Below are 16,044 nucleotides of genomic sequence, written 5' to 3' on the forward strand. Positions count from 1 at the left end.
CCCTCCGCCAGGTGGGGTTTATTCTCATTTATTACGGGCTGGATCAAGCGTCTGAGGGGGAAGAACGATGGGCAGCTTCTTCAAGTGGCTCCGCAAGCTTCGGATCGGCGTATTCACTTCGGAGGGCATTCGGTCGGCGCAAGCGAACGAATTGCCGACGGGAGACAACATTCCGGAGCATGTAGCCATCATTATGGATGGCAACGGCCGCTGGGCGAAAGCTCGCGGGCTTCCGAGAATAGCAGGTCACCATAGCGGGATGAAAACCGTTAAGAGGATTGCGAAGGCAGCTGACCGTATCGGCGTCAGAGTATTGACGTTGTACGCGTTTTCCACGGAAAACTGGATACGCCCTAAAGCGGAAGTCGAATTTCTGATGAAGCTCCCGCAGGAATTTCTGGCGCTCGAGTTGGGCGAGTTGATCGAGAACAACGTGCAGGTCCGGATGATGGGCAAACGCGATTTGCTGCCCGGCCATACGCTTGCCGCACTCGACGAAGCGATCGCGCGCACGAAAGACAATACAGGCCTCATCCTTAATTTCGCGCTAAACTACGGAAGCCGCGACGAAATGGTCGAAACGTCTCGCGAGCTTGCGCGGCAAGCCGCAGCGGGTCGATTAGATCCGGAAGCCATCGATGAAGCGATGTTCGGAAGCAAGCTGTTGTCGGGCGAATTGCCGGACCCGGATCTGCTGATCCGCACGAGCGGCGAGCTCCGCTTGAGCAATTTCATGCTGTGGCAGGTTGCATACAGCGAATTTTGGTTCACGGACGTGTTCTGGCCTTCGTTCGGCGAAGAGCATCTATACGAAGCGATACGGGAGTATCAGCGGCGATCGCGCCGTTACGGGGGGCTTTTGCAGCATGAAACAGCGGATCATTAGCGGAGTAACCGCGGGACTGGCTTTCGTCTTCCTGCTCTGGGCGGGCGGATGGTATTATTCGGGTTTTCTCGCGGTTCTTGCGCTTGTGGGGTTCTGGGAATTCGTTAGACTGAACGGACAATCTTGGCTGAGAGCCGACGTGTTGATCGGTTTCGCGGCGGTCGGCATTCTCGCGCTGCCCGAAATTCCGTTCGATTGGGACATGCCCTCCTTTAAAGTCATGGCATGGCTGCTCATGTTCGTCCTGCTGACCGGAACGGTTTTCAGCAAGAACCGTATACAATTAGAGCACGTAAGCATTCTGTTCCTCGGCGTCATCTACGTCGGGATCGGTTTTCACTATATGGCGGTCACGCGCGAGATGACGCACGGCATCTTCTGGTCGGTTCTGACGTTCTTCTGCATATGGGCGTCGGATGCGGGCGCGTATTTCGTCGGCAAAGCGATCGGACGGACGAAGCTGTGGCCGGCGATCAGTCCGAACAAGACGATCGAAGGCGCCATCGGCGGTCTTGTCATCGCGATGATCACGGCGGGCATATTCGCGTACGTCGAGCCGGATCGGCTTAGCTACGGCGATGCCGCGTTAATCGGCTTAGCGGCGGCGGTGGCCGGTCAATTGGGCGATCTCGTTCAATCGGCGTACAAACGATTCCGCGGAGTCAAGGATTCGGGCAATCTATTGCCCGGACACGGCGGCGTGCTGGATCGTACGGATAGCTGGCTGATCGTGTTTCCGCTCGTGCATTTGCTCGGTTTATTGCCGCAATAACGAGGGGTTTCATTACATAGTAACAGAAGGCAGCGGAGGTTAGTTCCATGAAAACAATAGCGGTGCTCGGCAGTACGGGCTCGATCGGCACGCAAACGCTCGACGTCATCTCTCGGGAACCGGACAGCTATGAAGTCGTAGGACTCGCCGCCGGCGGCAACGTGGAGCTGCTTCTGCGGCAGGTGAATGCGTTCAAGCCGAAGCTCGTGTCGGTAGGAACGAAGGACGCCGCCGATATGTTAAGACAGCAGGTGCCGGCCGGCGTTAAAGTCGTGTTCGGAGAAGAAGGCCTGATCGAAGTCGCGGCAGGATCGGGCGCATCGTTCGTCGTCTGCGCGCTGACCGGCAGCATCGGGCTTCGTTCTACGCTCGCAGCGATCGACGCCGGCGCGAGCATCGGCCTTGCGAACAAGGAAACGCTCGTGACCGCGGGGCACATCGTCATGCAACGAGCGAGGGAGAGAGGAATCTCCTTGCTGCCCGTCGACAGCGAGCATTCTGCCATCTTCCAATGCTTGAACGGGGAAGACGCGAAGGCGATCAAACGGTTGGTTATTACCGCATCGGGCGGCAGTTTCCGCGATCGTACGCGCGATCAATTGATCGGAGTTACGGTAGAGGATGCGCTCAAGCATCCGAATTGGAGCATGGGCGCCAAAATTACGATCGACTCGGCGACGATGGTAAACAAAGGGCTGGAAGTCATCGAAGCCCACTGGCTGTTCGGGCTTCCGTACGACCTGATCGACGTCGTCCTTCATCCGGAGAGCATCATCCATTCGATGGTCGAGTTCGTGGATACGAGCGTCATCGCGCAGCTCGGCAATCCGGACATGCGCGTTCCGATTCAATACGCGCTCACGTATCCGGAGCGGCGGCCGTCCCCGGCTTCTCCGCTGGATTTGGTAAAGGCGGGAACGCTTCGTTTTCGCGAAATGGACTTCGGGCGGTTCCCGTGCTTAAGGATGGCTTACGAAGCGGGAAGGACTGGAGGAACGGCGCCGACCGTATTCAATGCCGCGAACGAAATCGCCGTTGCTCGTTTCTTGAAGGGAGAAATCTCTTTCCTGGCGATCGAGGATACGATCGCGGAGGTGCTTGCGCGTCACGACGCCGTAAGATCCCCGGACTTGGCGACGATACTCGAAGCGGACGGCTGGGCCCGCCGCGAAGCGCTTTTTCGTTAAATATCCGGAAGACGGTATTCTCTTGTAGCGCTTGGGAGAATAATGTTAATCTAAGATCAGCCGCTTGTACGGGCAACGGGTAAGGAGTTGAATCGATGGGAAATATTCAGGTCGCGTTATTGACCGTGCTCATGTTCTTTTTGCTCGTATCGCTGCACGAATGGGGCCATTTCTATTTCGCCCGCAGGGCTGGCATATTGGTACGCGAGTTCGCGATCGGCTTCGGGCCGAAGCTGTTCTCGATCAAGCGAGGGGAAACCCGCTACACCCTTCGGCTGCTGCCGATCGGGGGCTTCGTTCGGATGGCCGGGGAAGATCCGGAAGTCGTCGAAATCAAGACCGGTCAGACGATCGCGATCCGGATCAAAGACAATCGGGTCACCCGTCTATATCTCGACCGGCTAGATGAACGCTCGGACGTTCTTCGCGGCGAGATTAAGGCGATCGACTTGGAGAAGCATCTGTACGTCACGCTAGACGTCGACGGAGACGTCGAGCGGTTCGATGTGCACCCTGCCGCGCTCTTGATCGCGAGAGGGCAGGAGACGCAAATCGCTCCGCTTGATCGCCAATTCGGCCAGAAACCGGTAGGCAAGCGGGCGCTTGCGATTTTCGCCGGGCCGGTCATGAATTTCTTGCTCGCATACGTCTTATTCGCTCTCTATATCGTGCTGCAAGGCGTACCCGTCGACAACCCGACCAAAATTTTGATCGCCCACGTGGAAGCCGGAAAGCCGGCCGCTGCGGCAGGCTTGGAGAAAGGCGATTGGGTCAAGTCGATCAACGATACGCCGATCGGAGCCGACGTCCAGCTGTTCATCGATAAGATCGAGGCATCGGTCGGGAAGCCGATGAATTGGATCGTCGAGCGGGACGGCGTCGATGTGCCGATTAAGGTCACGCCTGACCCGGCGACGGGCAAAGTAGGCGTCGTGCCGACGGGAGAGGCGAGAAAGCCGGGCATCGGCGAGACGATCAAGTTCGCCGGAACTTCGATGGTCGATATGACGGAGCGAATATTCGAAGGCTTCCGCAAGCTTATATTCGGAGAGTTCAAGCTGGACGACCTTGGCGGACCGGTCAAGACGACGCAATTGACGGTAGAGATCGCGAAGCAAGGATTCGCCCAACTGACAATGTGGGCGGGAATCCTCAGCCTGTATCTCGGCATCTTTAACCTGTTGCCGATACCGGCGCTCGACGGAAGCCGACTTCTGTTCCTCGGAATCGAAGCGATTCGCGGCAAACCGATCGATCCGAACCGGGAGAGCATGGTGCACTTCATCGGTTTCGCCATGTTAATGCTGTTAATGGTCGTCGTCACTTATAACGATATCGTAGGATTAGTCAGACACTAAGCCGTTGTCAGGAGTTGGGGAGCGTTATGTCGAAGGATTCGAAGACGCAAGCGTTCGTTACGGAAATTACGCCGCAGGGCGAAGATTTCTCGCGTTGGTATATAGACGTCATCAAGAAGGCGGAATTGATGGATTACTCGCCGGTCCGCGGCTGCATCGTGTTCCGTCCGGAAGGCTTCGAGATTTGGGAGAACATCCAGAAGGAGCTGGACGCCCGGTTCAAAGCGACGGGTCACCGCAACGCGTACTTCCCGATGTTCATTCCGGAAAGCTTCTTCCAGAAAGAGAAGGAGCACGTGGAAGGGTTCAATCCCGAGCTGCCGTTCGTGACCGAAGCGGGCGGAGAGCAGCTCGAGGAGCGCCTTGCCGTCCGTCCGACGTCGGAGACGATGTTCGGCCATATGTACAGCAAGTGGATCAACTCCTACCGCGACTTGCCGGTGCTGATCAACCAATGGGCGAACGTCGTCCGTTGGGAGAAAAGAACGCTGCCGTTCCTGCGCACGAGCGAATTCCTGTGGCAGGAAGGCCATACGGCGCACGAGGACGAAGCGGACGCCCGCAAAGAAACGATGACGATGCTGGACGTGTACACGGATTTCGTGGAGAACGTACTCGCGATCCCGGTCATCAAGGGCGAGAAGACGCCGTCGGAGCGGTTCGCGGGAGCGGTCGATACGTACTCGATCGAAGCGATGATGAAGGACGGCCGCGCGGTTCAGGCCGGTACGTCCCACTATCTTGGGACGAAGTTCGCCGTTGCGTTCGACATTAAGTATCTCGACCGCGAGAATACGCAGCAATATTGCCATACGACGTCTTGGGGCGTCAGCACCCGCTTGATCGGCGCCACGATCATGGTGCACGGCGACGATCGCGGTCTCGTATTGCCGCCGAAGGTCGCGCCGACCCAAGTCATCATGATTCCGATCGGACCTCCGAAAACCCGCGAGACGGTGATCGGCAAGACGGACGAGCTGTACGCGCAGCTTAAAGCCGCAGGCGTTCGCGTTCGCGTGGACGACCGCGCGGACGTATCTCCGGGCTGGAAGTTCAACGAATACGAAATGCGCGGCATTCCGATCCGTCTCGAGATCGGGCCTCGCGACATCGAGAACGGCCAATGCGTCCTCGTCTCCCGCGTAAGCGGCGAGAAGAAGTCCGTCGCGCTCGATAACATCGTCGCCGAAATCGAAGCGCTGCTCGCGCAAATTCACGGCGATATGTACGCGAAAGCGCTGGCGTTCCGCGAGGAGAATTCGTTCTCCGTAGATACGCTGGACGAGTTCAAGACGGCGATGGAGCAAAGCCGCGGCTTCGGCCTAGCCGGCTGGTGCGGCTCCGACGCTTGCGAAAGCACGGTGAAGGCGGAAACCGGCGCGACGAGCCGGAACATTCCGTTCGAACCGGCCGAGAAGAAGTCGACTTGCCTCGTATGCGGCGATGCGGCGAAGCATACGGTCGTGTTCGCAAGAGCTTATTAAGAATGAAGGGGTGTTCTTTGCCGGAAACGGCGGGGGACACCTCATTTTTTATTTGTAGGAAAAGATGTTCCGCTCAAATTTACGGTCTGTGGAGCCAATAACCAAGAATCGACGGTTATTTTGTAACCAATTACCCTCAGATTATAAATAACAACAAATCGATATTTATTTGGTTGAGATCGAACGGATTGGCGGATTTTTGCTCCGATTAACTGCGTATTTGTGGTGTTTTGCGTAACAACCTGTTTTTTGAGAGTAATAAATGCATATGCGAGTTATTTGGGTTGTTCGCTCTTGCTCCATCGAGGCTCGTCCATCACCCTCGGAATCTACTTCCATTCTATTGAAGGGGGCTACCTCATCAGGTAGAATAACTAGAGAGTAAGCGGAGAGGAATGTGAAGATGCAGCCGACGGATAAACAACGACACGGCTTCGAAGTGCTGATGCAACAAGCGGCGCTTCCTGCCGAATGGAAGCAGGAGTATTATTCTAACGGCTATTTGGATCGTTTGGAAATCAGTCCGTCCAAGAAGGAATGGACGTTCTATATCGGGCTAACTCAATTGCTGCCGGCCGCGGTATACGCCGGCATGACAGAGCGGATGAGAGCGAAGCTTGGCCATCACGCGGACATTCAGACCGTGCTGCTGTACGCCCAAGCCGTTCCTACGGGGGCGATCGTGCAGGCGTATTGGAGCTTGTTCGTCGAGTGGATGCAGCAGTCGGTCGTATCGGTCAACGGCTGGCTTGCGAAAGCCGAAGTCGACTACGACGACAAAGACGTCGTAACAGTCACGCTGCACACCGTGATGAACCTGGAGCTTGCCAAGAAGAAAGAAATCGACGTTCACGCAGCCCGCTTCTTCGAGGAAAGATTCCAGCGCGCGACGCGGTTCAAGCTGACGGTCGGCGAAGCGCGGCCGGATATGATGAGCGAGTTCACGCAGAAGATTCAGCAGGAAAACCGCGACGCGATCGAGCAACTGATGGCCGACTCCAAGGAAGCGGCTGCTGCGGCAGAAGGCGAGCCGCCTCAGGTGCTCCAGCACGGCTACGAGATCAAGGAAGAGCCGGTCCCGATCTCGCAAATTCAAGAGGAAGAGAAGAAGGTGACGATCCAAGGCGCGGTATTCGGCTTGGAGGTCAAAGAGCTTCGGACGGGCAGCACGCTGTTCGCGTTCAACGTGACGGATTTCTCCGACTCTCTGAACGTGAAGATGTTCGCCAAAAACAAGGAAGACGCGAAGATGCTCAGCCTGCTTGCCAACGGCAAGTGGGTCAAGATGCGCGGCAAGGTCGAGTACGACCGGTTCATGAACCCGCCCGAGCTCGTTATTTTTCCGAACGATATTAAAGAAGTCGTCGCTCCGCCGGAGCGCAAGGACGATGCCGAAGTGAAGCGCGTCGAATTCCATCTTCACACGACGATGAGCACGATGGACGCGGTTACTCCGGTCGACCTATATATTAAGACGGCAGCCAAGTGGGGGCATACGGCGATCGCGGTCTCGGACCACGCCAACGTGCAATGCTTCCCCGACGCCGCGAAGGCTGGCAAGAAGCACGGCATCAAGGTCATGTTCGGCGTCGAGGCGAACGTCGTCAACGACGCGGTGCCGATGGTGCTGAACCCGCGCGAGGAAAGTCTCGAAGACGCCGTCTACGTCGTATTCGATATCGAGACGACGGGTCTGTCCGTCACGAACAACAAGATTATCGAGTTAGCCGGCGTGAAGATGCACAAAGGCCAGGAGATCGGCAGGTTCGCGACGTTCATCAACCCGCATGAGCCGATTCCCTATAACATTCAACAACTGACGAACATTACGGACGATATGGTCAAGGACGCGCCGGAGCTTGAGCCGAAGCTCCGCGAGTTCATCGATTTCATCGAGGACGCCGTGCTCGTCGCCCACAACGCGAGATTCGACGTCGGCTTCATGCAGGAGGCTTGCAAGCGGCACGGATTGCCGCCGATTCCGAACCCGGCGCTCGATACGCTCGAGCTTGCGCGGTATCTGCATCCGCACATGAAAAACCACCGTCTCAACACGCTTGCGGATTTGTACAAAGTGTCGCTCGAAAGCCATCACCGCGCCATCGACGATACGATCGCGCTGGCCGGTATCCTGAACGGCTTGCTGAAGGACGCCGCTGCCCGCGGCGTGACGGGACTTCATATTCTGAACGAAGTGAACGTCGACAGCTGGAAGACGTCGCGCCCGTTCCACTGCGGCGTGTACGCGCTGAACGCGGTCGGCAAGAAGAACTTATACAAGCTGATTTCCATGTCTCACACCGATTACATGAACCGCGTGGCGTGCATGCCGAGAAGCAAGCTAGTGGAGCTGCGCGAAGGACTCCTTATCATCTCCGGCTGCGAGAAGGGCGAGCTGTTCGAGACGGTGCTCAACAAGTCGCAGGAGGAAGCGGAGGACGTGGCGGCTTTCTACGACGTGCTCGAAATCCAGCCGCTAGATTTCTATATGCACCTGCTGGACAAAGGGCTGGTAGGCAGCCGCGCCGAGCTCGAAGAAGCGCTGCGCCGCATCGTCCGCATCGGCGATAAGCTCGGCAAGCCCGTCATCGCGACGGGCAACGTCCACTACTTGCTGCCGAGAGAGAAGCTGTTCCGCGACATTACGATTCTCGGCATTACCGGGTTTAGTCCGCTGAAGGATCAGCGCAAGCCGGACGCGCATTTCCGCACGACGAACGAGATGCTGGAGGCGTTCGAATTCCTCGGCAAGGACAAAGCCTACGAGGTCGTCGTACGCAACACGAACGAGCTGGCGGAGCGGTTCGAGACGTACGATATGTTTCCGAAGAAGGGCGGTCCTACAGACAACGGCCTGTTCTCGCCGATCATCGATGGCGCCGACGAGGAAATTCGCAATACGTGCTATGCGACGGCCAAGGAGATGTACGGCGAGGAGTTGCCCGAGGTCATCGTCGCGCGGCTCGAGAAGGAGCTTGTTCCGATTATTAAATACGGCTTCTCCGCGAACTATTTGATTTCCGAGCGGCTCGTAAAGAAGTCCAACGCCGACGGTTACCTGGTAGGCTCGCGGGGTTCGGTCGGCTCGTCGGTCGTCGCGCTGTTCCTCGGCATCTCGGAGGTTAATCCGCTGCCGGCGCATTACTTGTGCAAGAACAAAGCGTGCAAGCATAGCGAATGGTTCCTCGACGGCAGCGTGCCTTCCGGTTTCGACTTGCCGGACAAAACGTGTCCGGACTGCGGCGAACCGATGAAAGGCGACGGTCAGGACATTCCGTTCGAGACGTTCCTCGGGTTCAAAGGCGATAAGGTTCCCGATATCGACCTTAACTTCTCGGGCGAATATCAGCCGCACGCCCACAACTATACGAAAGTATTGTTCGGGGAGAAGAACGTGTTCCGGGCGGGCACGATCGGCACGGTCGCGGAGAAGACGGCGTTCGGCTTCGCTAAGAAATACGAGGAAGAGCACGGCAAAAGCTGGCGAGGCGCGGAGCTGAATCGGCTGGCGGCGGGATGTACGGGCGTCAAGCGCAGCACGGGCCAGCATCCGGGCGGCATCGTCGTCGTTCCGGACTATATCGAAGTGGAGGATATTACGCCGGTTCAATTCCCGGCCGACGATAAAAACTCCGAGTGGAAGACGACGCACTTCGATTACCACGCGTTCGACGAAAACTTGCTCAAGCTCGATATACTCGGACACGACGATCCGACGATGATGCGGATGCTGCAGGACTTGACCGGCGTCGATCCGACGACGATCCCGATGAACGATCCGAAGGTCATGAGCCTGTTCAACTCCGTGGACGCGCTCGGCGTTAGCCCTCAACAGATCCGGTCGCCGGTCGCGACGTTCGGCGTTCCGGAGATGGGCACGCGGTTCGTTCGACAAATGCTGGAGGAAACGAAGCCGTCCTCGTTCGCCGACTTGCTGCAAATCTCGGGCTTGTCCCATGGAACCGGGGTATGGCTCGGCAACGCGCAAGAGCTGATCAAGAACGGCACGTGCACGATCAAGACCGTAATCGGCTGCCGCGACGATATCATGCTTTTCCTTATTTATAAAGCGGGAATGGAGGCGTCCCTCGCGTTCAAGATTACGGAAAGCGTGCGTAAAGGGAAAGGACTCACGCCGGAGTGGATCGAGGAGATGAAGCGGTGCAAAGTGCCGCAATGGTACATCGATTCGTGTCTGCGCATCGAGTACATGTTCCCGAAAGCCCACGCCTCCGCTTACGTTATCTCGGCGGTTCGCACGGCATACTTCAAGCTATATTATCCGATCGAATTTTACGCGACGTACTTCTCGGTTCGCGCGGGCGATTTCGACGTCGAGCTGTTCTGCCAAGGCTATGACGCGATTCTCAAGATGCTGATCGACATCGAGGCGAAAGGCTTCCAAGCCACGACCAAAGAGAAGAACATGATTTCCATACTCGAGATGGGTCTGGAGATGGCGGCGCGCGGCTTCAAATTCAAGCCGATCGATCTGTACCGTTCCGACGCGACCCGGTTCATCGTGGACGGCGACAGCTTGATCCCGCCGTTCGGCGCGATCGCCGGCGTCGGGGAGAACGCGGCCCGCAACATCGCGGCTTCCCGCGAGGACGGCGACTTCCTGTCCGTGGAAGATTTCCAGCAGCGCTCCAAGGCGAGCAAGACGATCGTCGAGGTGCTCAGCGGCATGGGCGTATTCCGCGGACTGCCGGAGTCGAACCAATTGATGCTCTTTTAGCCTCGCAAAGCGAAGCAATGCCCCGGAGTTGATTCCACGTACTTTGCCCGGACGCGGGGAGCAGGGATCGCCGTCAAGCGGCGTTGTTACGGGAAAGATGTGGTTGCCAGCGGATTGCAGGTTATGGTATATTAATTTTGGTAATCATGTGGATATCACTGTCTGCAGAAGAGTGGGGAAACCCACTCTTTAAGTTTTGTCATCGGCCTTTTTGCGTTGTGACGCCTGCAGATATCCATTTGAAGCATCGGGAGGTATACCAAATTTGAGCGCATCGAAAATCAAATCCATCGTTGAGGAATTCGCGACGCCGTACTTGACGGAGAACGGGTTCCAATTGGTGGACGTGGAATATGTAAAGGAAGGCAGCAACTGGTTCCTGCGCATTTACGTGGACAAGGACGGCGGCATCGATATCGACGATTGCGGCCGCGTTTCCGAATTCATCAGCGCGAAGCTGGATGAGCTGGATCCGATTTCCGAAGCGTATTTCCTCGAAGTGAGCTCGCCCGGCGCGGAGCGCCCGCTGAAGAAAGCGGACGACGTGGCCAAGGCGGCGGGCAAGCACGTTTTCGTGACGACGTACGAGCCGATCGACGGCTCCAAAGAATTCGAAGGCAAGCTCGAAAGCTTCGACGGTACGACGTTAACGGTCGCGATCGGACGCAAAAAGCATGCGATTCCGTACAGCAAGGTGGCTTCCGCTAGGCTGGCCATCGTGTTCTAACTTAACAATGACAACCGGCAGGCCGTAACCAACGTTACGGGCTTAGCCGTATTATGAGGAGGAATGATCTTGACATGAGCATGGAGTTTATTGAAGCGCTGTCCGAAATCGAGCGCGATAAGGGCATTAGCAAAGACGTCCTGATCGAGGCTATCGAAGCGGCACTGATCTCCAGCTACAAACGGAACTTTAATACGGCGCAAAACGTTCGCGTGGACATTAACCGGACAACTGGGCAAATTAAAGTATACGCGCGCAAAACGGTATCCGAGGACGTGCTCGACCCGCGCCTGGAAATTTCGGTCGAGGCGGCGAGAAGCATTAATCCGCACTACCAAATCGAGGATATCGCCGAGATCGAGGTTACGCCTCGCGATTTCGGCCGCATCGCCGCGCAAACCGCGAAGCAAGTCGTGACGCAGCGCATCCGCGAAGCGGAACGCGGACTGATCTATCACGCATTCGTCGACAAAGAGCAGGATATCGTAACGGGCATCATTCAGCGGATGGATCTGCGCAACCTGTACGTCGATCTCGGTAAAGTCGAAGCGGCGCTCCCGCTGACCGAGCTTATGCCTACCGATAAGTTCAAGCAAGGCGACCGCGTGAAGGCTTATATTACGAAAGTCGAGAACACGAGCAAGGGCCCTCAAATCATTTTATCCCGTACTCATCCAGGGCTGCTGAAACGTCTGTTCGAGCTTGAAGTACCCGAAATCTTCGACGGTACGGTCGAGATTCGTTCGGTCGCGCGCGAAGCGGGCTTCCGTTCGAAGATCGCCGTTCATTCCCGCAACGAGGAAGTCGATCCGGTAGGCTCTTGCGTCGGCCAGAAAGGCATTCGCGTCCAATCGATCGTCACCGAGCTGAAAGGCGAGAAAATCGACATCGTGAGATGGTCCGAAGCAGTCGACGAGTACGTCGCGAACGCGCTTAGCCCTTCCAAGGTGCTCGAAGTGCTCGTGTTCGAAGCGGAGAAGATGGCCCGCGTCATCGTGCCGGATTACCAGCTTTCGCTCGCGATCGGCATCAAGGGCCAGAACGCGCGCCTTGCGGCGAAGCTGACCGGCTGGAAGATCGATATCAAGAGCGAGACGCAAGCCGAGCAGGAATACGGGCGGCCGAAGTCGACCGGCGCGACGATGCATCAGGACAGCGTATCGATCGACTAAGGATTGCTTACGAAGCGCGTTTCTCGCGAATCGCTGGAGGGGATCGTCTTGAGACCTAGGAAGATACCGCAGCGCAAATGCGTCGCTTGCCAGCAGATGATGGCGAAGAAGGAATTGATCCGGATCGTGCGTTCTCCCGCGGGGGAAATCTCGATCGACTTGACCGGCAAAAAGCCGGGAAGAGGCGCGTATTTGTGCGGCAAAGTGTCGTGCTTTAAGTTGGCCAAAAAATCCAAAGCGTTCGAGCGCGCGCTCGCGACGCCGGTGGAAGCTGAAATATACGATCGTCTGGAAGCGGATTTCATTCGCGTGGAGGATAAGTTCCAGGCCGCGAAGGAGCTTGATCAAGGTGACGGCATCGAATAAAGCGTTGTCCCGTCTAGGGCTCGCCATGAGAGCGGGCAAGCTGGTCAGCGGCGAGGAAATCGTCCTGAAGGCGATTCGCTCGGGCGAGGCGAAGCTGGTGTTGCTGGCGAGCGACGCTTCGGACAACACGAGCAAGAAATTCGCGGATAAGTGCAAAAGTTACGGCGTGCCGATGCTGATCGGCTATTCCAGGTTCGAGCTGGGCGCCGCTGTCGGAAAGCCGGAACGCGTTATATTCGCGGTTACGGATCGGGGGTTTGCCGACATGCTTCAAGTCGGCTTCGTTCATCATTCGGAGGTGGAGAATATTGAGTAAACAAGAAGACAACAAAGATAAGCTGAGGGTGTATGAATACGCCAAGCAGCTCAATATGAGCAGTAAAGAGATCATTACGATACTCAAAAGACAGAACATGCCGGTCAACAACCATATGAGCGTGATGGAGGACGGCATGACGCAGGCGGTCGAGAAGTTTTTCCGCGACGTCAAAGCGAACGCTGCGGCCAAGATGGCGAATACGGCTGCCAAGCCGGCCCAAAGCCAAGGCGGCGGAGACGGCCGTCGCTCGTCCGGCGGTGCTCCGGCGGCAGCAAGCGCGCCGGCGCAAAGTCAGCCTCGCAGAGAAGAGCAAGCGCCTGCGGCTCGTCCTGCCGCGCCTGCAAGCTCCGCGGCGTCCACGCCTGCTGCGCCGCAATCGGCTGCGCCAGCTCCGGCTCCTGCCGCGTCGGCTGCTTCCGCTTCGCCAGCGCAAGGCCAAGAAGGCGCGCCTCGCGAAGGCGGTCGTCCGCAAGGCCAAGGCGGCTACGGCAACCGCGAAGGCGGTCGTCCGCAAGGCCAAGGCGGATATAACCGCGACGGTCAGCGTCCGCAAGGCCAAGGCGGGTACAACCGCGACGGCCAGCGTCCGCAAGGCCAAGGCGGATACAACCGCGACGGCCAGCGTCCGCAAGGCCAAGGCGGATACAACCGCGACGGTCAGCGTCCGCAAGGCCAGGGCGGTCAAGGCGGGTACGGTCAGCGTCCGCAAGGCCAGGGCGGTCAAGGCGGGTACGGTCAGCGTCCGCAAGGCCAAGGCGGTCAAGGCGGGTACGGTCAGCGTCCGCAAGGCCAGGGCGGTCAAGGCGGGTACGGTCAGCGTCCGCAAGGCCAAGGCGGTCAAGGCGGATACGGTCAGCGTCCGCAAGGCCAAGGCGGCCAGGGCGGATACGGACAACGTCCGCAGGGCCAAGGCGGTCAAGGCGGTCAGGGCGGTTACGGTCAACGTCCGCAAGGTCAAGGCGGCTTCGGCGGCAACCGCGGACCTGGCACTTCGGCTCCGGCGGGCAATTCTTCATTCGGCGGTTCTCGCGGCGGCGCTCCGGTAGCGGCGGCAGGCCAACGCGGTACGGGAACCCGCACCGACAATCGTACGCCTAGCCGGGACGGCAAAGGCCGGGAAGACTTCAACCGCAACAACCCGAACGCGGCCGGCAAGCGCAAAGAGCTCGGCGCCCGGTTCGATGAGCGTCCGAACTTCCGCAGCCCGAAAGGCAAAGGCGGCAAAAACGCCAGAGGCAAGAACAACCAACCTCCGCGCGAGAAAATCGACAATACGCCGAAAAAGGTTATCGTTCGCGGCAACATGACGGTCGGCGAAGTGGCGAAGCTGCTTCATAAAGACGTCGCGGAAGTCATCAAGAAGCTGTTCATGATGGGTGTTATGGCGACGATCAACCAAGAAGTAGACCTCGACACGGTTCTCCTCATCGCGGGCGAATACGGCGTCGAGACGGAAGTGAAAATCGTCGTCGAAGATATGCAGTTCGAGACGGTCGAAGAGAAAGACGACGAAGTCGATCTGGTTGCTCGTCCTCCGGTCGTTACGATCATGGGCCACGTCGACCACGGTAAGACGACGCTCCTGGACGCGATCCGCGAGACGAAAGTCGCCAGCGGCGAAGCGGGCGGCATTACGCAGCATATCGGCGCATACCAAGTCGAGATCAACGGCAAGAAGATTTCGTTCCTCGATACGCCGGGTCACGAAGCGTTCACGACGATGCGTTCCCGCGGCGCTCAAGTAACGGATATTACGATTCTCGTCGTCGCAGCCGACGACGGCGTCATGCCTCAGACGGTAGAAGCGATTAACCATGCGAAAGCGGCGAACGTGCCGATTATCGTCGCGGTCAACAAAATCGATAAACCGGATGCGAATCCGGATAAAGTAAAGCAAGAGCTGACCGAATACGGTCTCGTTCAAGAAGCGTGGGGCGGCGATACGATTTTCGTCGAAGTGTCCGCTAAACAGCGCGTCAACTTGGACGGTCTGCTCGAGATGATCCTTCTCGTGGCGGAAGTGAACGACTACAAAGCGAACCCGGACAAACGCGCGCGCGGTACCGTCATGGAAGCCGAGCTCGACAAAGGCAAAGGCCCTGTCGCCCGCATTCTCGTACAGAACGGTACGCTTAAAGTCGGCGACGCCTTCGTAGCGGGAGACTGCTTCGGACGCGTTCGCGCAATGACGAACGACCGCGGGCGCCGCATCAAGGAAGCGGGTCCTTCGACGCCGGTCGAAATTACCGGTCTGACCGAGGTTCCGCAAGCCGGCGATCCGTTCATGGTGTTCGAAGACGAGCGCAAGGCGCGCGAAATCGCCGACAAACGCTCGATCAAGACGCGCCAAGAGACGATGAAGGCGAACCAAGCGGTTACGCTCGAAGATCTGTTCAGCAAGATCAAAGAAGGTGAAATCAAAGAGCTTAACGTCATTCTCAAAGCCGACGTGCAAGGTTCCTTGGAGGCGCTCAAAGGCTCGCTCGAGAAAATCGAAATCGAAGGCGTGCGCGTCAGAACGATCCACAGCGGCGTAGGCGCGATCACCGAATCCGATATCCGCCTCGCGAGCGCTTCGTCCGCGATCGTCATCGGCTTTAACGTACGTCCTGAATCGGGCGCGCAATCGACGGCCGAGCAGGAGAAAGTCGACGTACGCCTGCACTCGATCATTTACAAAGTCATCGAAGAGATCGAGCAAGCGATGAAGGGCATGCTAGATCCTGTGTTCCAAGAAAAAGTGATCGGTCACGCCGAAGTGCGCAACATTTTCAAAATCAACAAAGGTACGATCGCAGGCTGTATGGTTACCGACGGCAAAATGCAACGTAACGTTCAAGTGCGCTTGCTGCGCGACAACAAAGTCGTATACGAGGGTAAACTCGACACGCTCAAACGGTTCAAGGACGACGCCAAGGAAGTATCCGAAGGCTACGAATGCGGAATTACGTTGGAGAAGTTTACAGACTATAAGGAACTCGACGTCATCGAAGCGTTCATCATGGAAGCCGTTGAACGCTAAGCCACACCGATTG

11 protein-coding genes are annotated in these 16,044 nt (G+C 57.4%); all 11 read left to right on the top strand.

What is annotated here, in order from left to right; translation table 11 throughout:
- Positions 1–67: 67 nt before the first annotated feature.
- The 11 genes from COHPA_RS0101055 (at position 68) to infB (ending at position 16,031) form a co-directional block, all read left to right on the top strand.
- Positions 68–886 carry an undecaprenyl pyrophosphate synthase gene (locus COHPA_RS0101055; protein WP_027084337.1) on the top strand — a complete coding sequence of 273 codons (819 nt, stop codon included), beginning with the start codon at positions 68–70 and terminating at the stop codon, positions 884–886.
- Positions 867–1,658, top strand: coding sequence for a phosphatidate cytidylyltransferase (locus COHPA_RS0101060; protein ID WP_027084338.1), 792 nt, complete (start codon positions 867–869; stop codon positions 1,656–1,658). The genes COHPA_RS0101055 and COHPA_RS0101060 overlap by 20 nt, the downstream gene beginning before the upstream one ends.
- A 47-nt stretch (positions 1,659–1,705) precedes the next feature.
- A complete protein-coding gene (locus tag COHPA_RS0101065; protein ID WP_027084339.1) occupies positions 1,706–2,845 on the top strand; it encodes a 1-deoxy-D-xylulose-5-phosphate reductoisomerase in 1,140 nt (379 codons plus the stop codon).
- Positions 2,846–2,940: 95 nt separating this feature from the next.
- Positions 2,941–4,203, top strand: coding sequence for an RIP metalloprotease RseP (rseP, locus tag COHPA_RS0101070; RefSeq protein WP_027084340.1), 1,263 nt, complete (start codon positions 2,941–2,943; stop codon positions 4,201–4,203).
- Positions 4,204–4,229: 26 nt separating this feature from the next.
- The gene (gene proS, locus COHPA_RS0101075) at positions 4,230–5,687 is read left to right on the top strand and encodes a proline--tRNA ligase (protein ID WP_027084341.1); all 1,458 of its coding nucleotides are present in this window, start codon (positions 4,230–4,232) and stop codon (positions 5,685–5,687) included.
- Between the two features lie 403 nt (positions 5,688–6,090).
- Positions 6,091–10,425: a PolC-type DNA polymerase III gene (locus COHPA_RS0101080; protein WP_027084342.1), complete on the top strand. Its 4,335-nt coding sequence runs from the start codon at positions 6,091–6,093 to the stop codon at positions 10,423–10,425.
- 265 nt (positions 10,426–10,690) lie between these two features.
- A complete protein-coding gene (gene rimP, locus COHPA_RS0101085) occupies positions 10,691–11,152 on the top strand; it encodes a ribosome maturation factor RimP (RefSeq protein ID WP_027084343.1) in 462 nt (153 codons plus the stop codon).
- Between the two features lie 74 nt (positions 11,153–11,226).
- Positions 11,227–12,324 carry a transcription termination factor NusA gene (gene nusA, locus COHPA_RS0101090; protein WP_027084344.1) on the top strand — a complete coding sequence of 366 codons (1,098 nt, stop codon included), beginning with the start codon at positions 11,227–11,229 and terminating at the stop codon, positions 12,322–12,324.
- A gap of 48 nt (positions 12,325–12,372) precedes the next feature.
- Positions 12,373–12,690, top strand: a complete 318-nt coding sequence (rnpM, locus tag COHPA_RS0101095) for an RNase P modulator RnpM (RefSeq protein ID WP_027084345.1) — start codon at positions 12,373–12,375, stop codon at positions 12,688–12,690.
- The gene (locus COHPA_RS0101100; RefSeq protein WP_027084346.1) at positions 12,674–13,006 is read left to right on the top strand and encodes a YlxQ family RNA-binding protein; all 333 of its coding nucleotides are present in this window, start codon (positions 12,674–12,676) and stop codon (positions 13,004–13,006) included. The genes rnpM and COHPA_RS0101100 overlap by 17 nt, the downstream gene beginning before the upstream one ends.
- Positions 12,999–16,031: a translation initiation factor IF-2 gene (gene infB, locus COHPA_RS0101105; protein ID WP_027084347.1), complete on the top strand. Its 3,033-nt coding sequence runs from the start codon at positions 12,999–13,001 to the stop codon at positions 16,029–16,031. The genes COHPA_RS0101100 and infB overlap by 8 nt, the downstream gene beginning before the upstream one ends.
- Positions 16,032–16,044 lie beyond the last annotated feature (13 nt).

Source organism: Cohnella panacarvi Gsoil 349 (assembly GCF_000515335.1).
Taxonomy (GTDB): Bacteria; Bacillota; Bacilli; order Paenibacillales; family Paenibacillaceae; genus Cohnella; species Cohnella panacarvi.

Excerpts from the sequence above, each read along its gene's own strand:
- COHPA_RS0101055 (WP_027084337.1), top strand. The coding sequence starts at position 68 with ATGGGCAGCTTCTTCAAGTGGCTCCGCAAGCTTCGGATCGGCGTATTC.
- COHPA_RS0101060 (WP_027084338.1), top strand. The coding sequence starts at position 867 with ATGAAACAGCGGATCATTAGCGGAGTAACCGCGGGACTGGCTTTCGTC.
- COHPA_RS0101065 (WP_027084339.1), top strand. The coding sequence starts at position 1,706 with ATGAAAACAATAGCGGTGCTCGGCAGTACGGGCTCGATCGGCACGCAA.
- rseP (WP_027084340.1), top strand. The coding sequence starts at position 2,941 with ATGGGAAATATTCAGGTCGCGTTATTGACCGTGCTCATGTTCTTTTTG.
- proS (WP_027084341.1), top strand. The coding sequence starts at position 4,230 with ATGTCGAAGGATTCGAAGACGCAAGCGTTCGTTACGGAAATTACGCCG.
- COHPA_RS0101080 (WP_027084342.1), top strand. The coding sequence starts at position 6,091 with ATGCAGCCGACGGATAAACAACGACACGGCTTCGAAGTGCTGATGCAA.
- nusA (WP_027084344.1), top strand. The coding sequence starts at position 11,227 with ATGAGCATGGAGTTTATTGAAGCGCTGTCCGAAATCGAGCGCGATAAG.